Consider the following 19860-nt stretch of genomic DNA (forward strand, 5'->3'; position numbering starts at 1 on the left):
AGCTTGTTCTCTTTGGCGTACTTGTTGGGATAGAGCACCGTCACCTTGCCTGCCGGGTCAACGTCCAGTAGATAGAGGTAGCAGTCATGACTCGCCCGTGCCGTGAAGCCGATCGTCTCACCGATCCTAACCGTGTCAAAGTCACGGTCGTTGACCTGAAGATCCACCGTGAGCTTTGCCTTCGGGTTCTCCAGGTGCACCAGCTGATTGACAGTTGCCATGTTCTCCAGCACGCGCCCCACTTGCGGAAAGACAGAGTCTAGGTCGCCGCCAGAGATTGCGGGAAGGGCTTGCTGGTTGCGAAACACTTTAAGGGAGACCCCTGCGCCGGGAAGCAGCTCCAGCTCGGCCTCATGGGGCACCTGGGAGTCCACCGTCTCGACGAACTTCAGGGCACTGAGGCGGCTCACGAGCGCGGCGCGGTGGGGCGAGGTTCCTAGCACCGCGACCCGGAGCCGAGTCGTCTCCAGGAAATGAAAGGCTTCTCGGAGCCGCTCGCCCTCCGCGACCGTGCCCGAGAGCAGCGTCCCTGTGGCCTGACGACCGTTGCGCTCGGTGAGCTTCAGAGTCGCGCCTTTCTGCGCCTGGAAGATACTCCCACGGGTCAGCTCAAAGCCCACAGGAGCCTCAAAAATGACAGCGCCTGCCTGCACCCGCACCACTTTTGCCACCCACTCCGACTCCGGAGCCGAGACCGTCCCGGGTGTCGAAGCCGCGCCGCCTCCGAGAGCTACCCGCTGCAGCTCCTCACCCTCGAGCTGGGGTACTTGATCAAACTTCATCTTCTGGAGGGTAAGCGCCACTTCCTTGTGGATGTCTTGGTAAGTCGCCGCCGTAGACTTACTCTGGGTAGCTCGGAGGAACGCAAAGGTGAGCGCTCCCATGTACGGGTTGATCGGCTGATCGCCGCAGTACTTCCCTTTGGCCTTGCGCTGTGCCAGGAACGCGTCCACTTTTTCTTTGCTGGAGGTATCCAGCAGTACCAGGGAGTCCGCCGACGTTTGATCCGAGCGGCACCCCGTAAGTAGCACCGTCGTGTCGCCGTCGGGCTTGAGGTCATCGGCACCTGCGCGCGGGGAGCTCGCCATAGGTTGAGATCCCTTGATCGTAACATCCAAAGAGCGAGGACGATCGCCGCCACGCAGTCCCGTTCCGCTGTGGCAAGAATCCAGCATCACAAAGACATTCTTCGTGCGGAGCTGCCCCACCCACTTTCCAAGATCGTCGTCAGTGACATAGGAGCTAATCGTGCCACCAGAATCATAGGGGCACAGGGCTTCGTCCTTGCCATCGGCTTCATCTTTGTTGACATCGGGAACCTGCGTGCCATGCCCTGAGTAGTAAAACACCACCAGATCGCCAGGCGCTGCCTTCTGAATCAGATGCTCGCGAAATGCCTGCTCAATTCCCGCACGGGATGCCGCTGTCTTTTCCAGGCTCAGGATGTTTCTTGGCTTGAATCCGTAGATGTTTTCGAACACACTACGCATTGCGGGAAGGTCGTTTATCGGCCCACTCAGCCAGTTGTCGCGCGGCTGATTTTTCATCTCGGTCACGCCAACAAACAGAGCATACTTTTCGGCACGTGCTTGGTTGGGCAGTGTTACGAGAATCAGCAAGAGAATTAATGAGATTCCCCAATATCTCTTCGTGAAACGTTTTTTCATCGTGACTGCTAGTTTAGCACGCCTCCGTTACGACACCGTTACAAACATAAGGGTACACTTTTCTGACATGCCAACCCAACAAAAAGTGCTCTCGCTCACGCGCCAGCTCACGCAGATCCAGCCCTTCACGGGCCTAGTTCTCTGGCAGGACTCGCCGCACCGCAATACCGAGGCGATCACGCTGGAGTACTCCTATATGGGCTACGACACACTCATCAAGGGCAAAGATAAGTATGACTGGAGCGCTCTTGAGAAGCTCCTAGACAGTATTGCCAGCCGCAGGCACCAGGCTATAGTTCGCCTCTACGACACCTATGTCGACAAGCCCACCACCGTGCCGGGCTATATCAAGTCCTTACCCGATTACAAAGAAACAAAGGGCAAGAGCGAGGGCAAGCCGACAAGCTTTCCCGACTGGTCGCACCCCGAGTGGCAGCGCTGCGTCTTGGCATTTTTCGAGAAGCTCGCGGCCCGCTACGACAGCGACCCACGCCTGGCATTTCTGCAAGTGGGCTTCGGGCTCTGGGCAGAGTACCACCTCTACGACGGCCCCTTCGCGCTGGGCAAGACCTTTCCCACCAAAGCCTTCCAGACACGCTTCCTTCGCCACCAAAACGCGCTCTGGAAGACCACGCCCTGGATGCTCTCCATTGACGCCGCCGATGACGAGACTACGCCCTTTGCCGCAGAGAAATCTCTCCTCGGCCTCAATTTCGGGCTCTTTGACGACTCGTTTCTCTGCAAAGACCATAGCAAAGAGAACGCGAAGAACTGGCGTTTTTTCGGCGATGAGCGCTGGAAGACAACCCCGCGCGGCGGGGAACTGAGCTACTACACCGACACCGATCAGAAGAAAGCCCTGGCTCCCAACGGCCCGCATGGGATACGCTTCGAGACCCTTGCCAGCCGGTTCCACCTCTCGTTCATGATCGCCAACGACCAGCCAGGGTATCAGCCCATGACACGCTTTCGTGAGGCAAGCCAAGCGCTGGGCTATCGTTTTCACATAGAGAAACTGCTCGCCACCCCGGCGGGGCTGGAGATCACGGTGCGCAACCAGGAAGTCGCCCCGCTCTACCACGATGCCTATTTTTCTGCGGAGGGGAAGCGCTCCAAGACCTCGCTCAAGGGGCTGTGTGCGGGTGAGACACGTCTCTGCAATATTGCTGGTGCGGCGGATGCCAAAGCACTCCAGATCGCCTGCGATGCTTTAGTGCCTGGCCAGAAAATTGAGTTTAGTGCCGCCCTCTAGCGAGGCTACGCAGGCAGTGAATCAAGGAAAGATTTGAACTCGGCGAGGCGCTGCAAGATATCGCCGGAGGGGCCGCCGTTCTCCGAAACCCAGACCTGCCGTGCCCACTGGTTAAACTCCCGCATCCCCACCCAGCGGACATAGGCACTGTCGGCACGCTCAGCGGCTTTCGCCGAGAGGCCGCCCTGGCTGTAGAGAAAGGCCGCCTGCGCTCCGACAGCCGTGCGAGCATCGAGAATTCTTTCAATCGTTGCGACGGCTAGGGGCTGATTGACTCCGTGCTGATAGAAGAGCGCAGCCCACTCCCCTTCTCCTTGCAACACGACACGTTTTGCAGCCGGGTCGTGTCGGGTGGGCATCAGGCCAAGCACAAAGAGCGTCGCCAGAAGCCGTCGGAGAACCTGATTTTCCGTGTCCGCCGCTTTCGTGGAGGTAGTGATGAGCTTTCCGAGCTGATCCAACGCGGCAAAGTGGACTTCCAGACGTTCCCGATCCCGTGCCACAGACTCCTGGGATAGCCGCTCCGCGAGCTCCTGAATCCGTCTGCCTGCGAGAGGGTCCAGGAGTGCCACACTCAGCTCATTGCCCACTCCAAAGTTCACCCCACGTAGCCGAGTTACCAGTAGTGCTCCCCCGCCGAGTGTTCCTAAAAAAGCAACGGGGTAGAGAACCCCTACCAGCCCTGCCAAGCCCATCGCCAGCAAGATCACGGCGGCTTCTAGGCGTGCCTTGAGGAGTTTTTTGGTGAACTCGTCCACGCTGGCAAACTTGCGGCTCTCCCGATCTAGAGTAATCCGATCCCGATCCCGTGTGATTCGATCTTTTACGCGACGCACGAGCCCCGAGGAAGTCTTCCCATCCGCGAGCTTTCGAGAGCTTCCCCCCACTCCTGTCCAGAGATTGCGGAGTGCTTCTTCTCCCGTGAAGAAGGGGACAATGGGGCCAGTGGCGCTCGTGCCAAGTTTCCAGTGGCGATCGTGCTTACTCCGTAGCTCCGCGTTACTGAGCACTTCATAGGCAATATTGACCCTTACCTGAGCCTCATGCGAGCCTCCCAGATCGGGGTGGGCCCGCCGCGACGCATGCTTAAAGGCCGCACGGATCTCTTCATCTGAGGCACCTACCGCGACACTCAGCTCCTCATAACAGTTAAACTTGGTCCAGGACTTCACAGGCATAAGCGTTGTCTTACTCCATTGTATCGGTAAATGTAAGATATTTTTGCAATCCTCTGTTAATGTCCCGTACAATCTAGCAGAAGAATATAAGGAGTGCCTCATGGATCGTGGCCTGCTAGTTATCGCCCTAGTGCTGAGTTTTATCGTGGGAGGAGTGGGGCTTTTGCCCCCCCGACGGCGCGCGGTGTTTCCTTGGCAGAGCATTCTTCCTGCTCTTCTGGCGTTTTTGTGTAGCCTGCCATCATCGGGCGCGTTTGCCCCCGGACAGGCACTGGGCTTGGGTGTACTTCTGGGCGGCGTTTTTGGGGCACTCGCAGGTTGGCTCGTGTTGAGTCAAAAGCCCGTGGCAGCGGCGGGGATCTCCCTCGCCCCGATCTGCCTCCTGCTGATTGCCCACACCTCTTTTCCTTTAGAGAACCTCTTAGGCACAACACTGGGACTGCTCGCCGCGCTGAGCGTCGTTGCCTGGAAAACGCCAGAGGAGCTTCCAACGCTTAGTGGCATTGGTGCGCTTGCTGTTGGGGTCGCAGCAGCCTGCTGCCTGGGGACATTTCGTCCCGCAGGGACACTCAAAACGGGTTGGCTCATCTTTCCCCCGGTCTTAGCGGTGGGATTGCTCCTGATCGCCACCGTTCTGGGAGCGATTAAAACCAGCGGCTCGCGGCTCTTGTTGGGGGCGGTGGGCTATGGATTATTGCTGGCGCTAGCTGTACGCCCACTGGCTCTGACTACGGTGGGCACACCCGGTGTGCTGATAAGTTGCCTGGGAATTGCCCTTGGATTAGGGCTCATGCTGAGCTGGCTGGGGCAAGAAGACACGCCCACTCGCCGGGCTCTGGGAGTTCTCCTCACCCTAGCCGCCTTGATGGGAGCGAACCATTTCGGCGCGGGATACGGTCTTGCGCTGCTTACGATTGGGCTTGGGGCACTCGCACTCCTCACGGAGAAGCTTGCGGTGCTCTTGCCCGCGCTGGTCGCCGTGGCACTAGCAACTCTCTGGCGGCTGCTCGCGCAGCGCTTCGACGATGCACGCGGCTTTGGGCTTCATGAGCAGTATCTCTTGCTCGGGCTGCTCCTGGGTGGGCTGCTCCCGACACTGGCTCAGGCAGCAGGCTCACTCCTGGGAGCCGGAGCCACGCTACTTGCACTTCCCGCCGCGCTAACCGTGCTCTATGGCCCTCGGGCAGGGCTCACGCTGGTGCTGGGCTTGCTGGCCGCACAGCTCTGGAGCCCGAAGTCACCTCAGCCACTCTTTGCTCTGGGAGTTGCCACAGCACTGGCACAGCTCCTCGGTCATCTCGCGGTCTTCTCGGATAAAACGAGGCTGGAGCGCCTGGAGCTGGTGGGTGGTATTGGGCTAGCCTGGCTGATTGTCGCGGGCATCGGCTACGCTTGGGAGAAGAAACACAGATGAAACGCCTACTTGCGCCGATCACGGCGATCTTGCTGATTCTTGTCGGGCTGGGAGTGCTATTCACGCAGAGTGAGCCGGTAGGAGCCGTCGAGGGAACCGTGACGTTCGCCCGAAACAAGAAGCCTTTTGCCCACGCCACGGTGATACTGTTTCCCGAAAAAGAGGGCGACACGCGACGCTGGCGTACACGCACCGATAGCCAGGGGCACTTTCTCCTACGGCATGTCCCCGTGGGAACCTACTCCCTCTCACCGCGAGCAGACCACCACCACGGAACGATCAAGGATCTGATCGTCCGGGAAGCCAAGATAACCACTGCCGAGACCAAGCTAGAGCCCAATGGCGCAACCCTGGAGCTAGCCTACACCCAGCAGCGAACATTTGGAACCAAAGAAATCCCCACTCTCACGATCACGGGAATCGGGGATTCGGGGCAGCAGATCGGCGTGGAGATCTTTCGCGCCCGCCTCTCCGACGTACTAACCAAACCCGAGCGAGCGACAGCGCTAGGACGACTCAGCAACCGCTGGGGCGAGGAGGCAGGCAAGCTCCCTGCCGCGCTCAAGCCGCTCTGTGAGACGCCTCTTGTTACCAACGAGGAGAAAGTCGCCCGGGTAGATACCGAGGGCTTCTTTACCCTGCGTATCCCCCTACGTGGCCTCCAGAGCCAGCCGGGGCTTTACTTCGCCCGCCTCACCCACAAGACCAACAAAACCACGGTCTGGACTTGGATTCATGCTACGGACACCGCGCTGGTGACATTTCGCTCACCGCTAGACAACCGCTTGGTGGCGTTTGCAGCGGAGCTGGAGAGCGGCAAGCCCCGCATCGGGGCACTCGTCCAGCACTTCCAAAACGGTACAGAGACAGCGCAGGCCACCACAGACGCGAACGGCCTCGCCACTCTGGAGCTTCCCTCGGCGCAAACGGCAGGAACGGCGACTCTGGCGACCCTGGGCGACGATGAAACAATGGTCTATGAGCAAGAAGGCTCCGATCCTGAGAGCAAGAACCTCATTGCCCATACCATCACTGACCGACCGCTCTACCGCCCGGGTCAGCTCATTCACTACAAGACCCTCCTGCGCCAGCCAACACCGGGGAGCCCCTACACCTACACCTTCCCCAAAGGCGGCACTGCGGAGATTCGCCTCAGTGATCCTACGGGCCTGGAAGTGCTTAAAGAGACACATCCGATCAGTGCCAGTGGGGCCGTGATCGGGGAGTTTGCGCTGAGCCCCGAAGCGCCGACAGGGTTTTACGATCTAAAAATTAATGTCGGGGGGCAGGAGCAGACCCACAGTATCGAGATCGCCTCGTACCGCAAGCCCGAGTTTTCCGTGAAAGTAACGCCCACCCAGACACGCGTTCTGCGAAACTCTACTTTGGAAGCCACGGTTGCGGCGACCTACTACTTCGGAGCGCCCGTCGCCAATGCCAAAGTCCACTGGAGCCTGACCCGCGAGACGGACTGGAGCGCCGACTACGACAACACAGGCTGGCCCAGCCTGGAAGAAGACCTCTCTGGGGAGGACTACGGCTCCGGGAGTTTGGTCGCCGATGGCGAGGGACGCCTTGATGGGACGGGGCGCTTAGTGCTCCGCCTGCCTACTGAGCCCGAAAAGCAAAAAGAAGACTCTGAGCCAGATACCGACGAGAACACTCCCAAGCGCACGTTTCCGCCTCAGACCGAGCGCTACAAGCTCTCCGCCTATGTCGAGGATGATGCCCAGCGCGAGGTGGAAAGTAGTGCGGAGGTCAGTGTCACCGCCGCCGATGTCAAAGTCGCGCTGACACCCGAGGGCTATCTGGCGCGAGCCGGACAACCCACCAAAGTTTTCGTCACCGTGCGCGACCACGATGGCAAGCCCCTGGTAAACGCGCCCGTGAGCCTTCGTGTCGAGCGCTTTGAGAAGACGAAAACACTGACGGTGCTCCCTACGCAGCAGGCCACAACGGGAGCCGATGGCCGAGCAATTCTGACGCTAACCCTCCCTAAGAGCGGCGACATTGACCTCATCGCCACCGCAAAAGACAGCAAAGGTCGCGAGGCGCAGACCCACCAGACCCTCTGGGTAACCCCCGCCGACGATACCGACGCCACGCAAAACGGCCTCTCGGGCCTGACCCTCGCGACTGACAAGCGCAGCTACGCCCCCGGCGAGACCGCCCGCGTGGTGATCGGGGCCGCCGAGACAGGGCAGACGGCAATTTTGACCATTGAGGGCGAGAAAGTCTATGAGACCATCGCTGTCCCCATCCGACAAAGTGTGACGACAGTAGAGATACCGGTGCGGGAAGCGTACGGCCCCAATGTCTCACTCGGTGCATGCTACATCCGCAATAAGACCTTTGCACAGACTGAGACACCACTGCGCGTCACGCTCCCCTGTAAGACCCTGAGTATCGCTCTCACCCCCGAAAAGCCTCAGTACGAGCCCGGCGATCAAGCAAAGTTCGATGTCGCGATCACCGACAGCGACGGCCAGCCTGTGATGACGGAGCTAGCGCTCTCTGTGGCGGATGAGGCGATCTATGCCCTAAAAGAGGACGATCCCAAGGCGCTGCGCAAGACTTTTTATCCCCACCGAACCAGCCGGGTTCGCACGCGCCACTCCTTTGAGATTCTCTACCTGGCAGGCGAGGGCAAAGATGGTATCAAGATCAAGACAAGGGAAAAATTCGTAGACACGGCCTACTGGAACCCGACTCTCCGAACCGATGCCACCGGCCACGCCAAAGTGGAGTTCACCCTCCCGGACAACCTCACGACTTGGCGTGCCGTCGCGCATGCCGTCACGGATCAAACCGCCGTGGGCTATGCACGCGCCAAGGTCATCGTCAACCGCCCGTTCTTTGTGCGTCTGGATATGCCACGCTTTGTGGTGGAGGGCGATCAGGTGCGACTCACTGGGCTCGTGCACAACAACAGCGGCCAGTCCCAGACCGCGCACCTGCGCCTCAAAGCCACAGGTCTACAAAATGCCGAGAAAACCCTGATGGTTGCCACGGGAACGGTCGGGGAAGCAAGCTGGAGCTGGCTAGTGCCCGGTGGCCTGCCCGAGTCCACAAGAGTCACACTGGAAGGCTGGACAGATACCAAGCTCACGGATGGCGTGAAGCTCCCGCTGACCGTGCGTCCCTACGCACGGGAGACCCTCACCAATATCGCGCTGACTCCCACAGCTATCCTAACGCTGCCTAGCGACGCCGTCCCCGAGCGCTCGTTTGTGACCATCCGGGTCGCCCCCAGCCTGCGCGCCACGGTGGCTGAGGCCGCCGAGTATCTTAAAAAATACCCCTACGGCTGTGTCGAACAGACCGTCAGCCGCTTCGTCCCCTTGATTGCAGCCGGAGTGGCCGACGGGCCCAGCGTAATGGCAGGAATCACCCGGCTCGGTGCGCAGCTCCAGGGTGAAAAAGGCTGGGGCTGGTGGTACAACGATGAGGCCGATCCCTGGCTGACCAGCTACGCCCTCTGGGGTCTCGCCGAGGCTCGCGATGCAGGCTACCCGGTTCCTCCCGCACTCTTCGAGAAAGGGGCAAAGTCCCTCTGGCCCTTGCTGGAGAACCCGAAAAAAAATCCCTCCCCCGACACCGCCTTTGCGCTCTATGTCCTGAGCCGCGTGGATGCGTCACGAGTACGCCTTCTGGGGGCTCCCCGGCTGATAGCAGTTCTGGCCCGCTTTGGAGCGCCCGACCGAAAGCGCCCCGAGACTCTCGCTTGGCTGACACTCTTCTGTAAAACGGTCGGCCTAGAAGCGCTACCCTACGCCACGGCTCTCGAAAAAAGAGCTGTCGTGGATGGTGTCTTTGCGCACTGGGCCAACGAGGGCTACAGCGGGAATGCCACGGAGCGCATGACGACAGCACTCGCCATCCGCGCCCTCCTCGCGACCAAACCACAGAGCCCCCAGATCGGGCAGGCGACGCGCTACTTGCTCTCTACCGCCACCGACGGCTACTTCGGCGACACGCGCGACACCGCGTTTGTCATCTCCACCCTCTGCCAGCTCCCGGAGTATGCCACGCAGTCAGTCCGTAGCGATCTGCCACAGCTCACGCTCAATGGCAAACCGCTGGCTCTCAAGCCCCGTGGTCGCATTTTAGAAGTGACCGTGCCCGGCACCGCACTCGCCTCAGGGGCGAATAAACTGGCGCTTGCGGGCTCTGGCTATGCCACAGCGACCCTGCGACAGTCCACGCGCACGGCCGCACTTCCCGCCCTGCCGGCTGCCGGGGTTCGCATCCGCCGAGAGTATATCCGGCTCGCCTCCGGCCCCAAGGGCCTGATCCCCGAGGCAGCCACCACGAAGTTTGCCCAAGGCGATACAGTGCGTGTTCGGCTGATCGTGGAAACGGACCAAAACATGGAGTACCTCCTGCTTGAGGATCGCTTCCCCTCAGGCTTTGAGCCCAATGCACGGGGCACCCTGGAAGAAGAGGATCTCTACGGCGAGTGGAGCTTCTGGTACTCCCACGTGGACGTCCGTGACGATCGTATTGCCGTCTTTGCCCGGCGATTAGAGAAAGGCAAGCATGTCTATGAGTACCACCTTCGGGCGCAGACCCTCGGCACAGCCCATGCCCTGCCCACGGCGCTAACCCCGATGTATGGAACCACCCTGCGGGCCGAGTCCGCAGGCGAGACTTTGGAGATTCGCTAACATGAAAGGTATCGCCGGATTTTTAGGAGGGGCGCTCACGCTGGGCGCTCTGACTGCTTTTTATCAGCAGAACCTACCTCTCGACGCAGGCCCGGGCAAGATTCACTGGAGCATGATCTTCCTGCAAGCTCTACCCGCAGGAGCCGCTCTTGGGTTGGGAGCAGAAATCGCCCTTCAGGTTCCCACAGGCGTGCGCCGTGCCTTCTGCTGCTTCGCTGCGGGGTTCCTCGCGCTGGTGCCACTGGGAATCTGGGGCTGGCTGACGGTCTCCGGCAACCCGTTTGAGGCAATTCCCAATCTCTTGCGGCTTCTCCTACTCTGCGCCCCAACCTTAGGAGCAAGCTCTCTCATGAGCCTCTGCGGTCTGTTTAGCCTGCGCCCGGGACGATTTCGAACAAAAAACGAAGAAAGCCCTCATTAGCCGCAACCGTTGTGCCGATTTTACGTCGTAGTAAGTAGCCATGGCCTTACAGCAACAATGCGAGCCCACCACAGCATCCGCAACCGAAGCCGCCTCGAAAACGGAGAGCACTCTGGTGGCTTTCTGGCGCGAGGTGATCGTCGAGAATCCTGTGTACCAGCGCGAGGTAGGCACCGTTGCCGTGCCCGTCACCTGCCCTCCGGAGAAAGCCGAAGCCCTCCGTGAGAAGCACCGAAAAAACCGTGCGGACTGGGGAAAGCTGCCCTTGTGGCAGAAGAGCTGGCGCACGCTTCGTCCCTATCTGATTACCTTCGCCATCGTGTATGCGCTAGTCCCCCTCTGGCTCACCTATCTCTCGCATGGCAGTGGTGGGTTCATCGGGCCACTGATTGGCCCCCTGATCGGTGGGATGTTTGGTGCTTCGGTGATGACTACGGCTGCCATTACCGGAGAGCGAGAGAAGCGAACCTGGAATGCTCTCTTACTCTCCCGGCTCACTCCCCAGCAGCTGATCGGAGGAAAAGTAGCCAGCATTCTACGTACACTGCTCATGGGTAGCGGGATACTCATCCCCATCGCGCTTGCCTTTGTGGTTCGGGGATTGCTCCCTCCTGCAACGCTCCTGCTGATTCCACTCGTCTTACTCCCCAACCTACTCCTCACAACACTCGTGGGGGTTCGGACATCGCTCTGGAGCAAAAACTCACAGGAGGCCCAAAAGAAGACGATGTGGCAAGGCTTAGGGCTGAGCTTGCTAGCCCTGATCGTTACCCTCAGCACCTTACTGGCACACTTTGAGAAGGCTCCTCTCGCACTTTTGCTTCTCGCACCTGTCTACTGCCTGATCGCGCTTCTTGCCAGCAAGCGGACGTGGCAAAAGCTACTAGGCGAGCTCTGGCGCGCACCGAAAGATTTTTCTGGCTAAATGCCAGAGAAAATGACATAATTTAACCTAGATACACACCAAATGGAGGCCACATGTACGGACAGAATCAAGCAGATCGCCAAATCCAACTTCCCACCCCGACCCAAACAACGGAGACTACGCCTTCTGCGCACACACTTCGGGAGTGGTGGGATCACCTAATCGTGAATAATCCCATCTTTCAGAAAGAGACTCTGGCACAGCGCCGTGTTCAGGACAAGAAACAGCCCGGAACGCGCGCCACCGAAAAAGCTCTCGGAGTCCTCGCGATCCTCGGGCTCTATGCGGGGATGTTCTACCTGATGTCTCTCGCTGCGGGAACGACCGATCCCAAGCCCGCCTTCTGGGGAATGCACGGCTTTCTTGTCGTGATTGAAGCTCTGGTGCTGATGATCGCGATGCCACTCCAAGCCGCCATGACCATCACGTCGGAGCGTGAGAAACAGACCTGGAACGCCCTCTTGCTCTCGCGCAACACTCCCCTCCAGATCCTGATCGGCAAGGCTGCCGCGACCATGCGCCCTATCGTGATGTTCTACGCCATCGTGCTTCCCGCGCTCCTCTGCACCGCGCTGGGCACGGGCATGGCATGGACGGGGTTTCTCGCCGCGCAAGTGCTGATTTTAGCAACCGCACTTCTGAATGTAAGCATGGCGACCTACTGCTCCCTGATTAGCAAGAAAAGCCAGCAGGCTTCGGGTAACGCGGGTGGCTGGGCGATTGTCCCAATTTTAGGTCTACCAGGCCTCACGGCAATCACCTACGCCGCTCCGGCGCTTCTGGCGAGCCTCATGGGAACCTCGTTCAACCCACCTGCCTGGTTCCACTGGCTAGCCTGGCTCCCCAATCTGTTCAACCCCGCGGCGGCGATCTTTGCCGCCCTCACCAACCCGGCGCTTTTTGGCCCCAACAGCGAGTTTCCCGCCTGGCTCTGGTTCTTTGTCCCGACGTTCTACCTGACGGTCTGCTGCCTGGCGATCCGAGGAATCTGGAAAAAGATGCTCACCCAGTTCTGGAAAACGCCCAAAGACCTCTCCGGATAGAAATAAAGTCTCCACGACTTCGGTCTATGGTATACTACGGCACGGGCCGCAGCCTTTAAATGCGGCCCGTATTTTATTGCCATGTCCACCGAAACTTCACCCTCAAAAAACGCTAAGTATATCTTTGTTACTGGCGGCGTCGTCAGTTCCATCGGTAAGGGGATTACCTCTGCCGCACTAGGCCGCCTGCTCCGCAACCGTGGCTTCAAAGTCACCATGGTCAAGCTCGATCCCTACATCAATGTGGATGCAGGAACCATGAACCCGTTTCAGCACGGCGAGGTCTTTGTCACCGATGATGGTGCGGAGACAGACCTGGATCTGGGGCACTACGAGCGCTTTGTGGACATTAACCTAAGCCGCGCTGCGAGTGTAACCACCGGGACAGTCTACGGCGCGGTGATTGCCAAAGAGAGACGCGGCGACTATCTGGGAGGAACCGTCCAGGTGATCCCCCATGTCACCAATGAGATCAAGGAGCGCATTATTGGGCTGAGCAAGTCCACGGGCGCAGATGTGGTGCTCGCCGAGGTAGGAGGGACGGTCGGGGATATTGAGGGCCTGCCGTTTCTCGAAGCGATCCGCCAGATGAAGCGCGATGCGGGGGCGGGCAATGTGCTCTTTGTCCACGTGACCCTGATCCCCAGTGTCGGGCCGTGGAACGAGATCAAGACCAAGCCGACCCAGCACTCCGTGATGCGCCTGCGTGAAGTCGGGATTGCACCGGATGTGCTGGTCTGCCGCGTCAAAGAGGGCCTCTCCGAGGAGCATCGCGAGAAAATCGCGCTCTTCTGCGACGTGGATGCCAATGCGGTGATCCCCGCCCGCGATGTGGAGACAATCTACGAAATCCCGGTGATCTACGAGCAAGAGGGCTTTGCGGACTTAGTGGTCAAGCGCCTCGGACTGCCCCAGAGCGAGTCCAACTTAGAGGAGTGGAAAACCATTGTGGAGCGTGTTCTGCACCCCGTCCATACTGTCTCCGTCGCCGTCGTCGGAAAGTATGTTCAGAACGGTGATGCCTACATCTCCATCGCCGAGGGGCTACGTCATGCCGGCATCCAGCACAACTGCCGTGTCGAGATTGACTGGGTAGACTCCGAGGCACTCGAAGAAGAGGGTGTGGATGTTATCGCGCGGCTGAAAAATAGCAATGCGATTGTGGTCTGCCCTGGCTTTGGGGCACGCGGCATTGAGGGCAAGATCGAGGCAGTACGCTACGCTCGCGAGCACAAAGTCCCCTACTTTGGCATCTGTCTCGGGATGCAGATGGCGGTGATCGAGTTCGCTCGCAATGTCTGCGGCCTAGCAGGTGCCAACTCGACGGAGATGGACGAGAAGACCCCCCACCCCGTGATCCACCTGATGCACGACCAGTACCAAGTTGAGGATAAAGGGGCGACTATGCGCCTGGGACTCTGGGACTGCCACCTGACCGAGGGGAGCCTCGCCGCAAAACTCTACGGAACGAGCTTTATTCAGGAGCGCCATCGCCACCGCTACGAGTTCAACAACGACTACCGCGAGCAGCTCACGGAGGCGGGCCTGACCTGCTCCGGGATCAACAAAGACAAAAATTTAGTGGAGATTGTTGAGATCTCCGACCATCCGTTCTTCGTGGGGGTTCAGTTCCACCCTGAGTTCAAGAGCCGCCCCAACCGCGCCCAGCCACTCTTCGCGGGGCTGATTGAAGCGGCCTTGAAGAGTAAAACGCCATAGAATCGCGGGTACAATAGGCACATGCAAAAAGCGAAACTTCAAAATCCGGCGGCGCTCAAGGAGAAAGCCCCGGCTAAGTTCAAGGTAAAGTTCGAGACGACCAAGGGCGTCTTTGTCTTAGATGTCACGCGGGATCTATCTCCCAATGGCGTGGATCGTTTCTACAATCTCGTCAAAAACGGCTTCTTCGACGGCATCAAGTTCTTCCGCGTGGTCAAGGGCTTCGTGGTTCAGTTCGGTATTCACGGCGACCCGAGCCTGGCAGGCAAGTGGCTGGAGAGCAATATCCCCGATGATGCCGTTAAAGGCAGCAACAAGCGCGGCACCCTCACCTACGCCAAGTCCGGCGCTCCCAACTCCCGCTCCACCCAGCTCTTTATCAACCTTGCCGACAACAGTCGCCTCGATGACATGGGCTTCTCCCCGTTTGCCCAGGTCACCAAGGGCATGGAAGTGGTAGATAAGCTCTTTGGCGAGTACGGCGAGCAGATCACATCGCTTCAGGGCGAGATCGCGGCAGGGGGAAATAAGTTTCTGGAGAAGAACTTCCCCAAGCTTGATGCCATCAAGACCGCAAAGATCATCAAGTAGTTGAGCCTCCTGCGCCTGCACGGCGTCACCGTGCGTTTCGATGACCGGCGGGTCTTGCGGGAGGTCTACTTCAAGCTGGCCAAGGGGGAGCGGGTCGGACTGATCGGGCAGAATGGGACGGGAAAAACCACGCTCATTCGGCTCTTTCTGGGCGAGCTCGCTCCCACCGAGGGCCGAGTGGAGCAGGAGCCGGGTCTGAAAGTCGGCTACTTCTCCCAGTTCTCCCAGCTCGACAGCACACAGACCGTCGAGGAAGTGCTGGGCGAGGTGCTCGCGGAGCCAAAAGCAATTGAGGCGGAGCTTGAGGCAATCGCCGCTCAGTTCACCGACGATGGGGCCGATCTGGAGGCTCTTTTAGAACGCCAAGCAGAGCTTTTGGAGCGCATGGAGGTGCTTGACGGCTGGAACTGGCAGGTTGCCGTGGACACGGTTCTCGGCAAGCTAGGTTTCTCCCAAGAGCACCGGACGCGGCCCATCGCGCAGCTCACGGGCGGGTGGCGCAACCGTGCGGCGCTGGCGAAGATTCTCTTAGAGTCGCCCGATGCGCTTCTCTTAGACGAGCCAACGAACTACCTTGATGTCGAGGGGGTTGCCTGGCTGGAAGAGTGGCTCCGGGGCTTTTCGGGGGCAGTGCTTCTCGTCTCCCACGACCGGCAGTTCTTGGATCGTGTCGTCACACGTATCGTCGAGCTGGAGAACTATAAGCTCAGCGACTACGCGGGCAACTACAGCGACTACGTGCAAGAGAAACCGTTTCGCCTGAAGACCAGCGAGCGCCAGTTTCTGCATGAAGAAGAGCTGCTGCTCCTAGAGGCCGAGGCGCTGAAAGAGCACAAAGAGCGGCGCGAGCGCAAGCTTGCGGATTTGAAGAAGCGGGTCACGCCGCGCCCCGCGCAGGTGCTGATCACGGAGATCTACGAAGGCCTACACGTCCGCGAGAACCTACTGCGCGTTGAGGACTTGTGCAAAGCCTACGGCGAGCAGACGCTCTTTACCAACCTCACCTTCGAGCTCCACGGCAACGAGCGCCTGGCCATTGTCGGGCGTAACGGCAGCGGCAAGTCCACGCTCTTGCGCTTGCTCACGGGAGAGGAAGCGCCCGACTCGGGACTGGTGCGCTGGGAGGGCGGCGTAAAAGCAATCCACTTCAACCAGCTCCTCGAAAATCTTGATCCCAAAGACACGCTCTCGCACGCCATCAACACCTTCGGGCTGGCCTTTCATGCACCGCGCAAGCATGTCCATAAGTTCTTAGAGATGCTCAGATTCTCCGAGATGGATCGGATGCAAAAGCTCGGGACGCTCTCGGGTGGCCAGAAGTCTCGTGTCGCGCTGGCGCAGTGCCTACTCTCTGGCTCCCCCGTGATTATCTTAGACGAGCCCACGAATCACCTCGACATGCCCAGCATTCAAGTGATGGAGCAGGCCCTGATCCACTTCCCCGGCGCGGTCTTAGTGGTCAGCCACGATAGATTCTTCCTAGACAAAGTCGCCACCCGCCGCCTCATCTTTGAGGGCGAGGGCAAAATCCGCGAAGAGAGTGCCTAGCGTTTACCGGTTTCTATTGAACCTTTTTCACGAATCGTCGCCGCCGGTTGAAAACCGGCGTCTGCAATGGCGCAAGCGCCGCGAAGCCGGGTACCCTCTGGGTGCGGGCTACCGAGTCCGTCTCCCCAGCCCGGCACGGGCTTTCCAGCCGCAGGCTACCCAGACGCCTCATTTCATGGGGCGGCGGAGCGATTCGTGCAAAAGGCTCGATTGACAACAGATTGCATTTTCAGGTAGACTCCCTGACAACACTACCAGCATCCTGCTCGCTTCGTGGGCATGAGGCTGGTAGTTTTCGTTTCGTAAGGAGTTCCTTTTGAAAGTTTTATTCCAACGACTCTCCCTCGCAGGGATCGTCTCCCTCGGTTTGCTAGTGGGCAGAGCCCATGCGGATGTTGTCTTCACACTTCAACAATCGGTGCCTGGCCCCATCACAGTAGGAACCGACTCCGTCTTTAATATTTTCATCCGCTCCAACAGCGGTCCTGTGACTATTGGAGTCATATCCTTAAATATCACCGCAGGTCACAACTTCGTGGCGGGAACAAACAATTTCTTTGACTTGGTAGATGCCGGCTGGCTGTTTCCCTTTGATTCTTCGACTAACAGATTTGTCGGTTTAGACACTCTTGTAGGAAAGCCCTTAGGAGGCAGTGACACACTTCTGGCAACAGTCACTCTGAGCGCGGCAGGAGCCGTGCCAGGAACTTACTCGATCTCCTTAGAGAGCCCGGACGCTCTCGATTCCTCACTTGCGCCAATTCCAGCAGTTAACTCAGGCCCTCTGAGCTACACGATTGCCGCCGCGAGCACGGCGGCCCCAGAGCCCGCCTCCGCACTCTTGGTACTCGCGGGTGCCTGCTGGATTGCCCGTCGTAGAAATCCGCGTACTCGCTAGTGCAGCCGATTAGGGAGCGTGGAAGGATCGCTTACCTCGGCTAGGAGATTCTCTCCCGTGATAGCCCAGGACGGTAAACCTCCGGGCTTTAGGGCCTTCGGCCGCCTCGTCGTCACTCGTCGGTAAAAATTCCGCCGAAGGCGCGGCGCGAAGCGCCCTACAGCCCGACGATTTCCGTCGAGGCGATTTCCGTCACAAGATTTGAGACAGTAGCGAATTTTTCCCGAGTTAAGAAAGCCGTATTTTGTTGAGGATCATGGGTGAGGGGTGGCCTCACTACCCTTTTGTTGGCTTCTTGCGCTCGCTCGTTCGCACTCCCCCGACGGCTTCGTACTCGCTGCTGTCACGACCGTACTTTCCGGCGGCTTTGGAAAGCACCCGGCTACTGAACGTTTTAAGCGCTTTATCCAGATCATCCAGCTCATTGGCGAGCGTGTCTGCTTCGGAGAGCTTTTGATTGTAGGCAACGAGCTTTGCATCCGCTTGCTTGGAGAGAGTGTCTAGCGAAGCCACACTAATCCCATCCCCGAGGTCAAGCGTTTCTTCAATAGACTTCATTCCCGATAATCGAACCTTCGCCTGATTCTGTGCCGACGACGCAACTCTTTTCTTCAGAGCCATTACTTTTGTTCCTTCCTTAAACCAAAAATATCAAACCTCAGACCAAACTGTTCCAACCTCGAACTAAACTAGTTGAAGGTTTTACTAAACTAGTTGAATGTTCAAGTAATTTGTAGCAACCTCGGACTAGTCTAGTCTCTCTCCCAGAGAAATTATTTCGACGTTTCCCTCAGGCTGAAAATCTATCCCCAGATGACTACCCTTGAGAAGTGCGGTTCCCAGAAGGGGACGCTTTCCCGTCGCAAGAACCGCAACAGCAACATTCTCATCGTGCCAGCGAATCTGTCCCCGATGCACGGCCACCCGAGTACTACTATCATCTGCTAGATTGATGTCAAGCTCCATGATAAAGGGTAGACCCAGTGCGCGAATCGCTTCCGTAGGCAATGTCATCGCACCTTCAAATCCCGTGTCTACGACAAACTCAATGCCAATTGCGGGGTTCTCGTCGCGTAGAAAAAAGACCGTCAGACACGCCTGATACGAATGAATACTGCCTTTCATGAGGAAGTGCGTGAGAGGCTTCCGGCCCCGAGAGCAAAGACAGCATCATAGCCGATGCGCTCCCCCCAGACCGGTGCGCCGGGGTGACGTATCAGCAGGCGATCTGTGGCCTTGAGCAGATCCTCGTCCACCTCGAAATCCCCGGACTCAATATCAATCGAGACGATCTTTCCCAGGTTATCCGGGGTCTCCACAAGCGAGCGAACTAGCCTCTCGTAGACTTCCTTTCCGCGACGACGGATCTCCTCACCAGAGGGCATTGTATTTTCCATAGTCCTATTGTATAGCTAAGTATTTCCCCCTACCAGTCGTGGACAGAGCCGTCGGCACGGCGGCAGACGGGCAGGTAGTTGCGCTGGTAGGGATATTTCTTCGCCGCCTCCTCGTTGATATCACACCCCAGCCCGGGTGCTTCTGAGGGCCAGAGCCTGCCGTCTCGGTACTCCGGTGCGCCGGGAAAAACCTCGTGGACGACCTCGGGGAAGAAGACCATTTCTTGAACGCCGAAGTTGGGGATTGAGACATCCACATGGACGTTGGCGCAGTGGGTGGCGGGGCCAATGTCGCCGGGGCCGTGCCAAGCGGTCTGAATCTGAAACGGCTCGGCCAGAATCGCGACTTTCTTAGCCTCCGTGATGCCGCCCAGGTGCCCGATATCACAGCGGATAAAGTCAATCAGCTGCTCGGTGAAGAGCGGCAGACACTCGTACTTGGAGTGAAACAGCTCCCCCATCGCCAGCGGCGTGGTCGAGGCATTGCGCACTAATCTAAAGCTCTCTTTATGCTCGGGGCGCAGGGCGTCTTCGAGGAAGAACAGATGGTAGGGTTCGAGTTCTTTAGCGAGGCGCGCGGCCTGAATCGGGTTCAGGCGCTCGTGGACATCGTGGAGGAGATTCAGCTCATCACCAAGCTTGTCACGCAAGTAAGCAAACATCTTCGGGACGACTCTCAGATAGCTGGCGGGCTCCCAGTTTCCCTCGACATGAGGCATCGGGCCACCATCGCCGCTGCCTTTTCCCAGCCAGCTCGCACTCGCAGCTTCGGCAGCACCGCCCATGCCGTAGGTAGACGTCGCGCCCGGAACGGGGCACTGGACACGGATATGCGAGAAGCCTCTCGCCATCGCCGCACGCACCGAGTCCTCCAGCTCCTCGTTCGTGTGGCCGCCGCAGTGGGTGTAGGCCCAGGCCCCCTCGCGGGTCTTGCCACCCAAAAGCGAGTAGACGGGAAGCCCCGCCCGCTTGCCCTTGATGTCCCAGAGCGCGATATCAATCCCGGCCAGCGCCGTCATCAGCACGGGGCCACCGCGCCAGTAGGTGCCGCGAAAGAGCATCTGCCAGATGTCCTCGATCTGGTCAGGGTCACGGCCAATGAGCAGCGGCGCAAGGTGCTCCTCAAGCGCAGCGGCAACG

The 19860-nt window shown here is 58.9% G+C and carries 16 protein-coding genes; 10 read left to right on the forward strand and 6 right to left on the reverse strand.

All coding sequences use genetic code 11. The annotated features are described in order from the left end of the window. The coding region (locus tag RMO15_RS18140; RefSeq protein WP_309715012.1) for a caspase family protein at positions 1-1667 on the reverse strand (1667 nt) is incomplete at its 3' end. A gap of 67 nt (positions 1668-1734) precedes the next feature. On the opposite strand from RMO15_RS18140, the gene RMO15_RS18145 reads away from it, so the two are divergent. After that, positions 1735-2919 (forward strand): hypothetical protein, encoded by a 1185-nt coding sequence (locus tag RMO15_RS18145; protein WP_309715015.1) that lies wholly within the window; start codon positions 1735-1737, stop codon positions 2917-2919. A gap of 5 nt (positions 2920-2924) precedes the next feature. Here RMO15_RS18145 and RMO15_RS18150 read toward each other — a convergent pair whose 3' ends face one another. Further along, complete coding sequence (locus RMO15_RS18150) at positions 2925-4097, reverse strand: J domain-containing protein (protein ID WP_309715017.1); 1173 nt, start codon at positions 4095-4097, stop codon at positions 2925-2927. A 100-nt stretch (positions 4098-4197) separates the two neighbouring features. Between RMO15_RS18150 and RMO15_RS18155 the strand changes: the two genes are divergently transcribed. The 9 genes from RMO15_RS18155 (at position 4198) to RMO15_RS18195 (ending at position 17323) form a co-directional block, all read left to right on the forward strand. Continuing rightward, on the forward strand, positions 4198-5511 hold the full coding sequence (locus RMO15_RS18155; RefSeq protein WP_309715019.1) for a hypothetical protein: 1314 nt from the start codon (positions 4198-4200) through the stop codon (positions 5509-5511). Next, entirely contained in the window at positions 5508-10178 is a 4671-nt protein-coding gene (locus RMO15_RS18160; protein WP_309715021.1) for an alpha-2-macroglobulin family protein, read from the forward strand. Before RMO15_RS18155 ends, RMO15_RS18160 begins: the two co-directional genes overlap by 4 nt. Before the next feature lies 1 nt (position 10179). Then, positions 10180-10599, forward strand: coding sequence for a hypothetical protein (locus RMO15_RS18165; RefSeq protein ID WP_309715022.1), 420 nt, complete (start codon positions 10180-10182; stop codon positions 10597-10599). A 40-nt stretch (positions 10600-10639) separates the two neighbouring features. Then, positions 10640-11524: a hypothetical protein gene (locus tag RMO15_RS18170; protein WP_309715024.1), complete on the forward strand. Its 885-nt coding sequence runs from the start codon at positions 10640-10642 to the stop codon at positions 11522-11524. A gap of 164 nt (positions 11525-11688) precedes the next feature. After that, positions 11689-12567, forward strand: coding sequence for a hypothetical protein (locus tag RMO15_RS18175; protein WP_309715025.1), 879 nt, complete (start codon positions 11689-11691; stop codon positions 12565-12567). A gap of 81 nt (positions 12568-12648) precedes the next feature. After that, complete coding sequence (locus RMO15_RS18180; protein WP_309715027.1) at positions 12649-14286, forward strand: CTP synthase; 1638 nt, start codon at positions 12649-12651, stop codon at positions 14284-14286. A 21-nt stretch (positions 14287-14307) separates the two neighbouring features. Beyond that, positions 14308-14877, forward strand: coding sequence for a peptidylprolyl isomerase (locus tag RMO15_RS18185; protein WP_309715029.1), 570 nt, complete (start codon positions 14308-14310; stop codon positions 14875-14877). Continuing rightward, a complete protein-coding gene (locus RMO15_RS18190) occupies positions 14878-16425 on the forward strand; it encodes an ABC-F family ATP-binding cassette domain-containing protein (RefSeq protein ID WP_309715031.1) in 1548 nt (515 codons plus the stop codon). 316 nt (positions 16426-16741) lie between these two features. Next, positions 16742-17323: a hypothetical protein gene (locus RMO15_RS18195; RefSeq protein WP_309715033.1), complete on the forward strand. Its 582-nt coding sequence runs from the start codon at positions 16742-16744 to the stop codon at positions 17321-17323. A 276-nt stretch (positions 17324-17599) separates the two neighbouring features. On the opposite strand, the gene RMO15_RS18200 is transcribed toward RMO15_RS18195, so the two are convergent. From RMO15_RS18200 to RMO15_RS18215, 4 genes are all read right to left on the reverse strand, one after another. Continuing rightward, complete coding sequence (locus tag RMO15_RS18200) at positions 17600-17944, reverse strand: hypothetical protein (RefSeq protein WP_309715035.1); 345 nt, start codon at positions 17942-17944, stop codon at positions 17600-17602. Between the two features lie 126 nt (positions 17945-18070). Continuing rightward, positions 18071-18448, reverse strand: a complete 378-nt coding sequence (locus RMO15_RS18205) for a clan AA aspartic protease (RefSeq protein ID WP_309715037.1) — start codon at positions 18446-18448, stop codon at positions 18071-18073. Beyond that, a complete protein-coding gene (locus RMO15_RS18210) occupies positions 18445-18720 on the reverse strand; it encodes a hypothetical protein (protein WP_309715039.1) in 276 nt (91 codons plus the stop codon). Before RMO15_RS18210 ends, RMO15_RS18205 begins: the two co-directional genes overlap by 4 nt. Before the next feature lie 29 nt (positions 18721-18749). Beyond that, positions 18750-19860, reverse strand: a 1111-nt coding sequence (locus tag RMO15_RS18215) for a D-galactonate dehydratase family protein (RefSeq protein WP_309715041.1), incomplete at its 5' end; no start/stop codon positions are given.

Source organism: Armatimonas sp. (genome assembly GCF_031410135.1).
Lineage (GTDB): Bacteria > Armatimonadota > Armatimonadia > Armatimonadales > Armatimonadaceae > Armatimonas.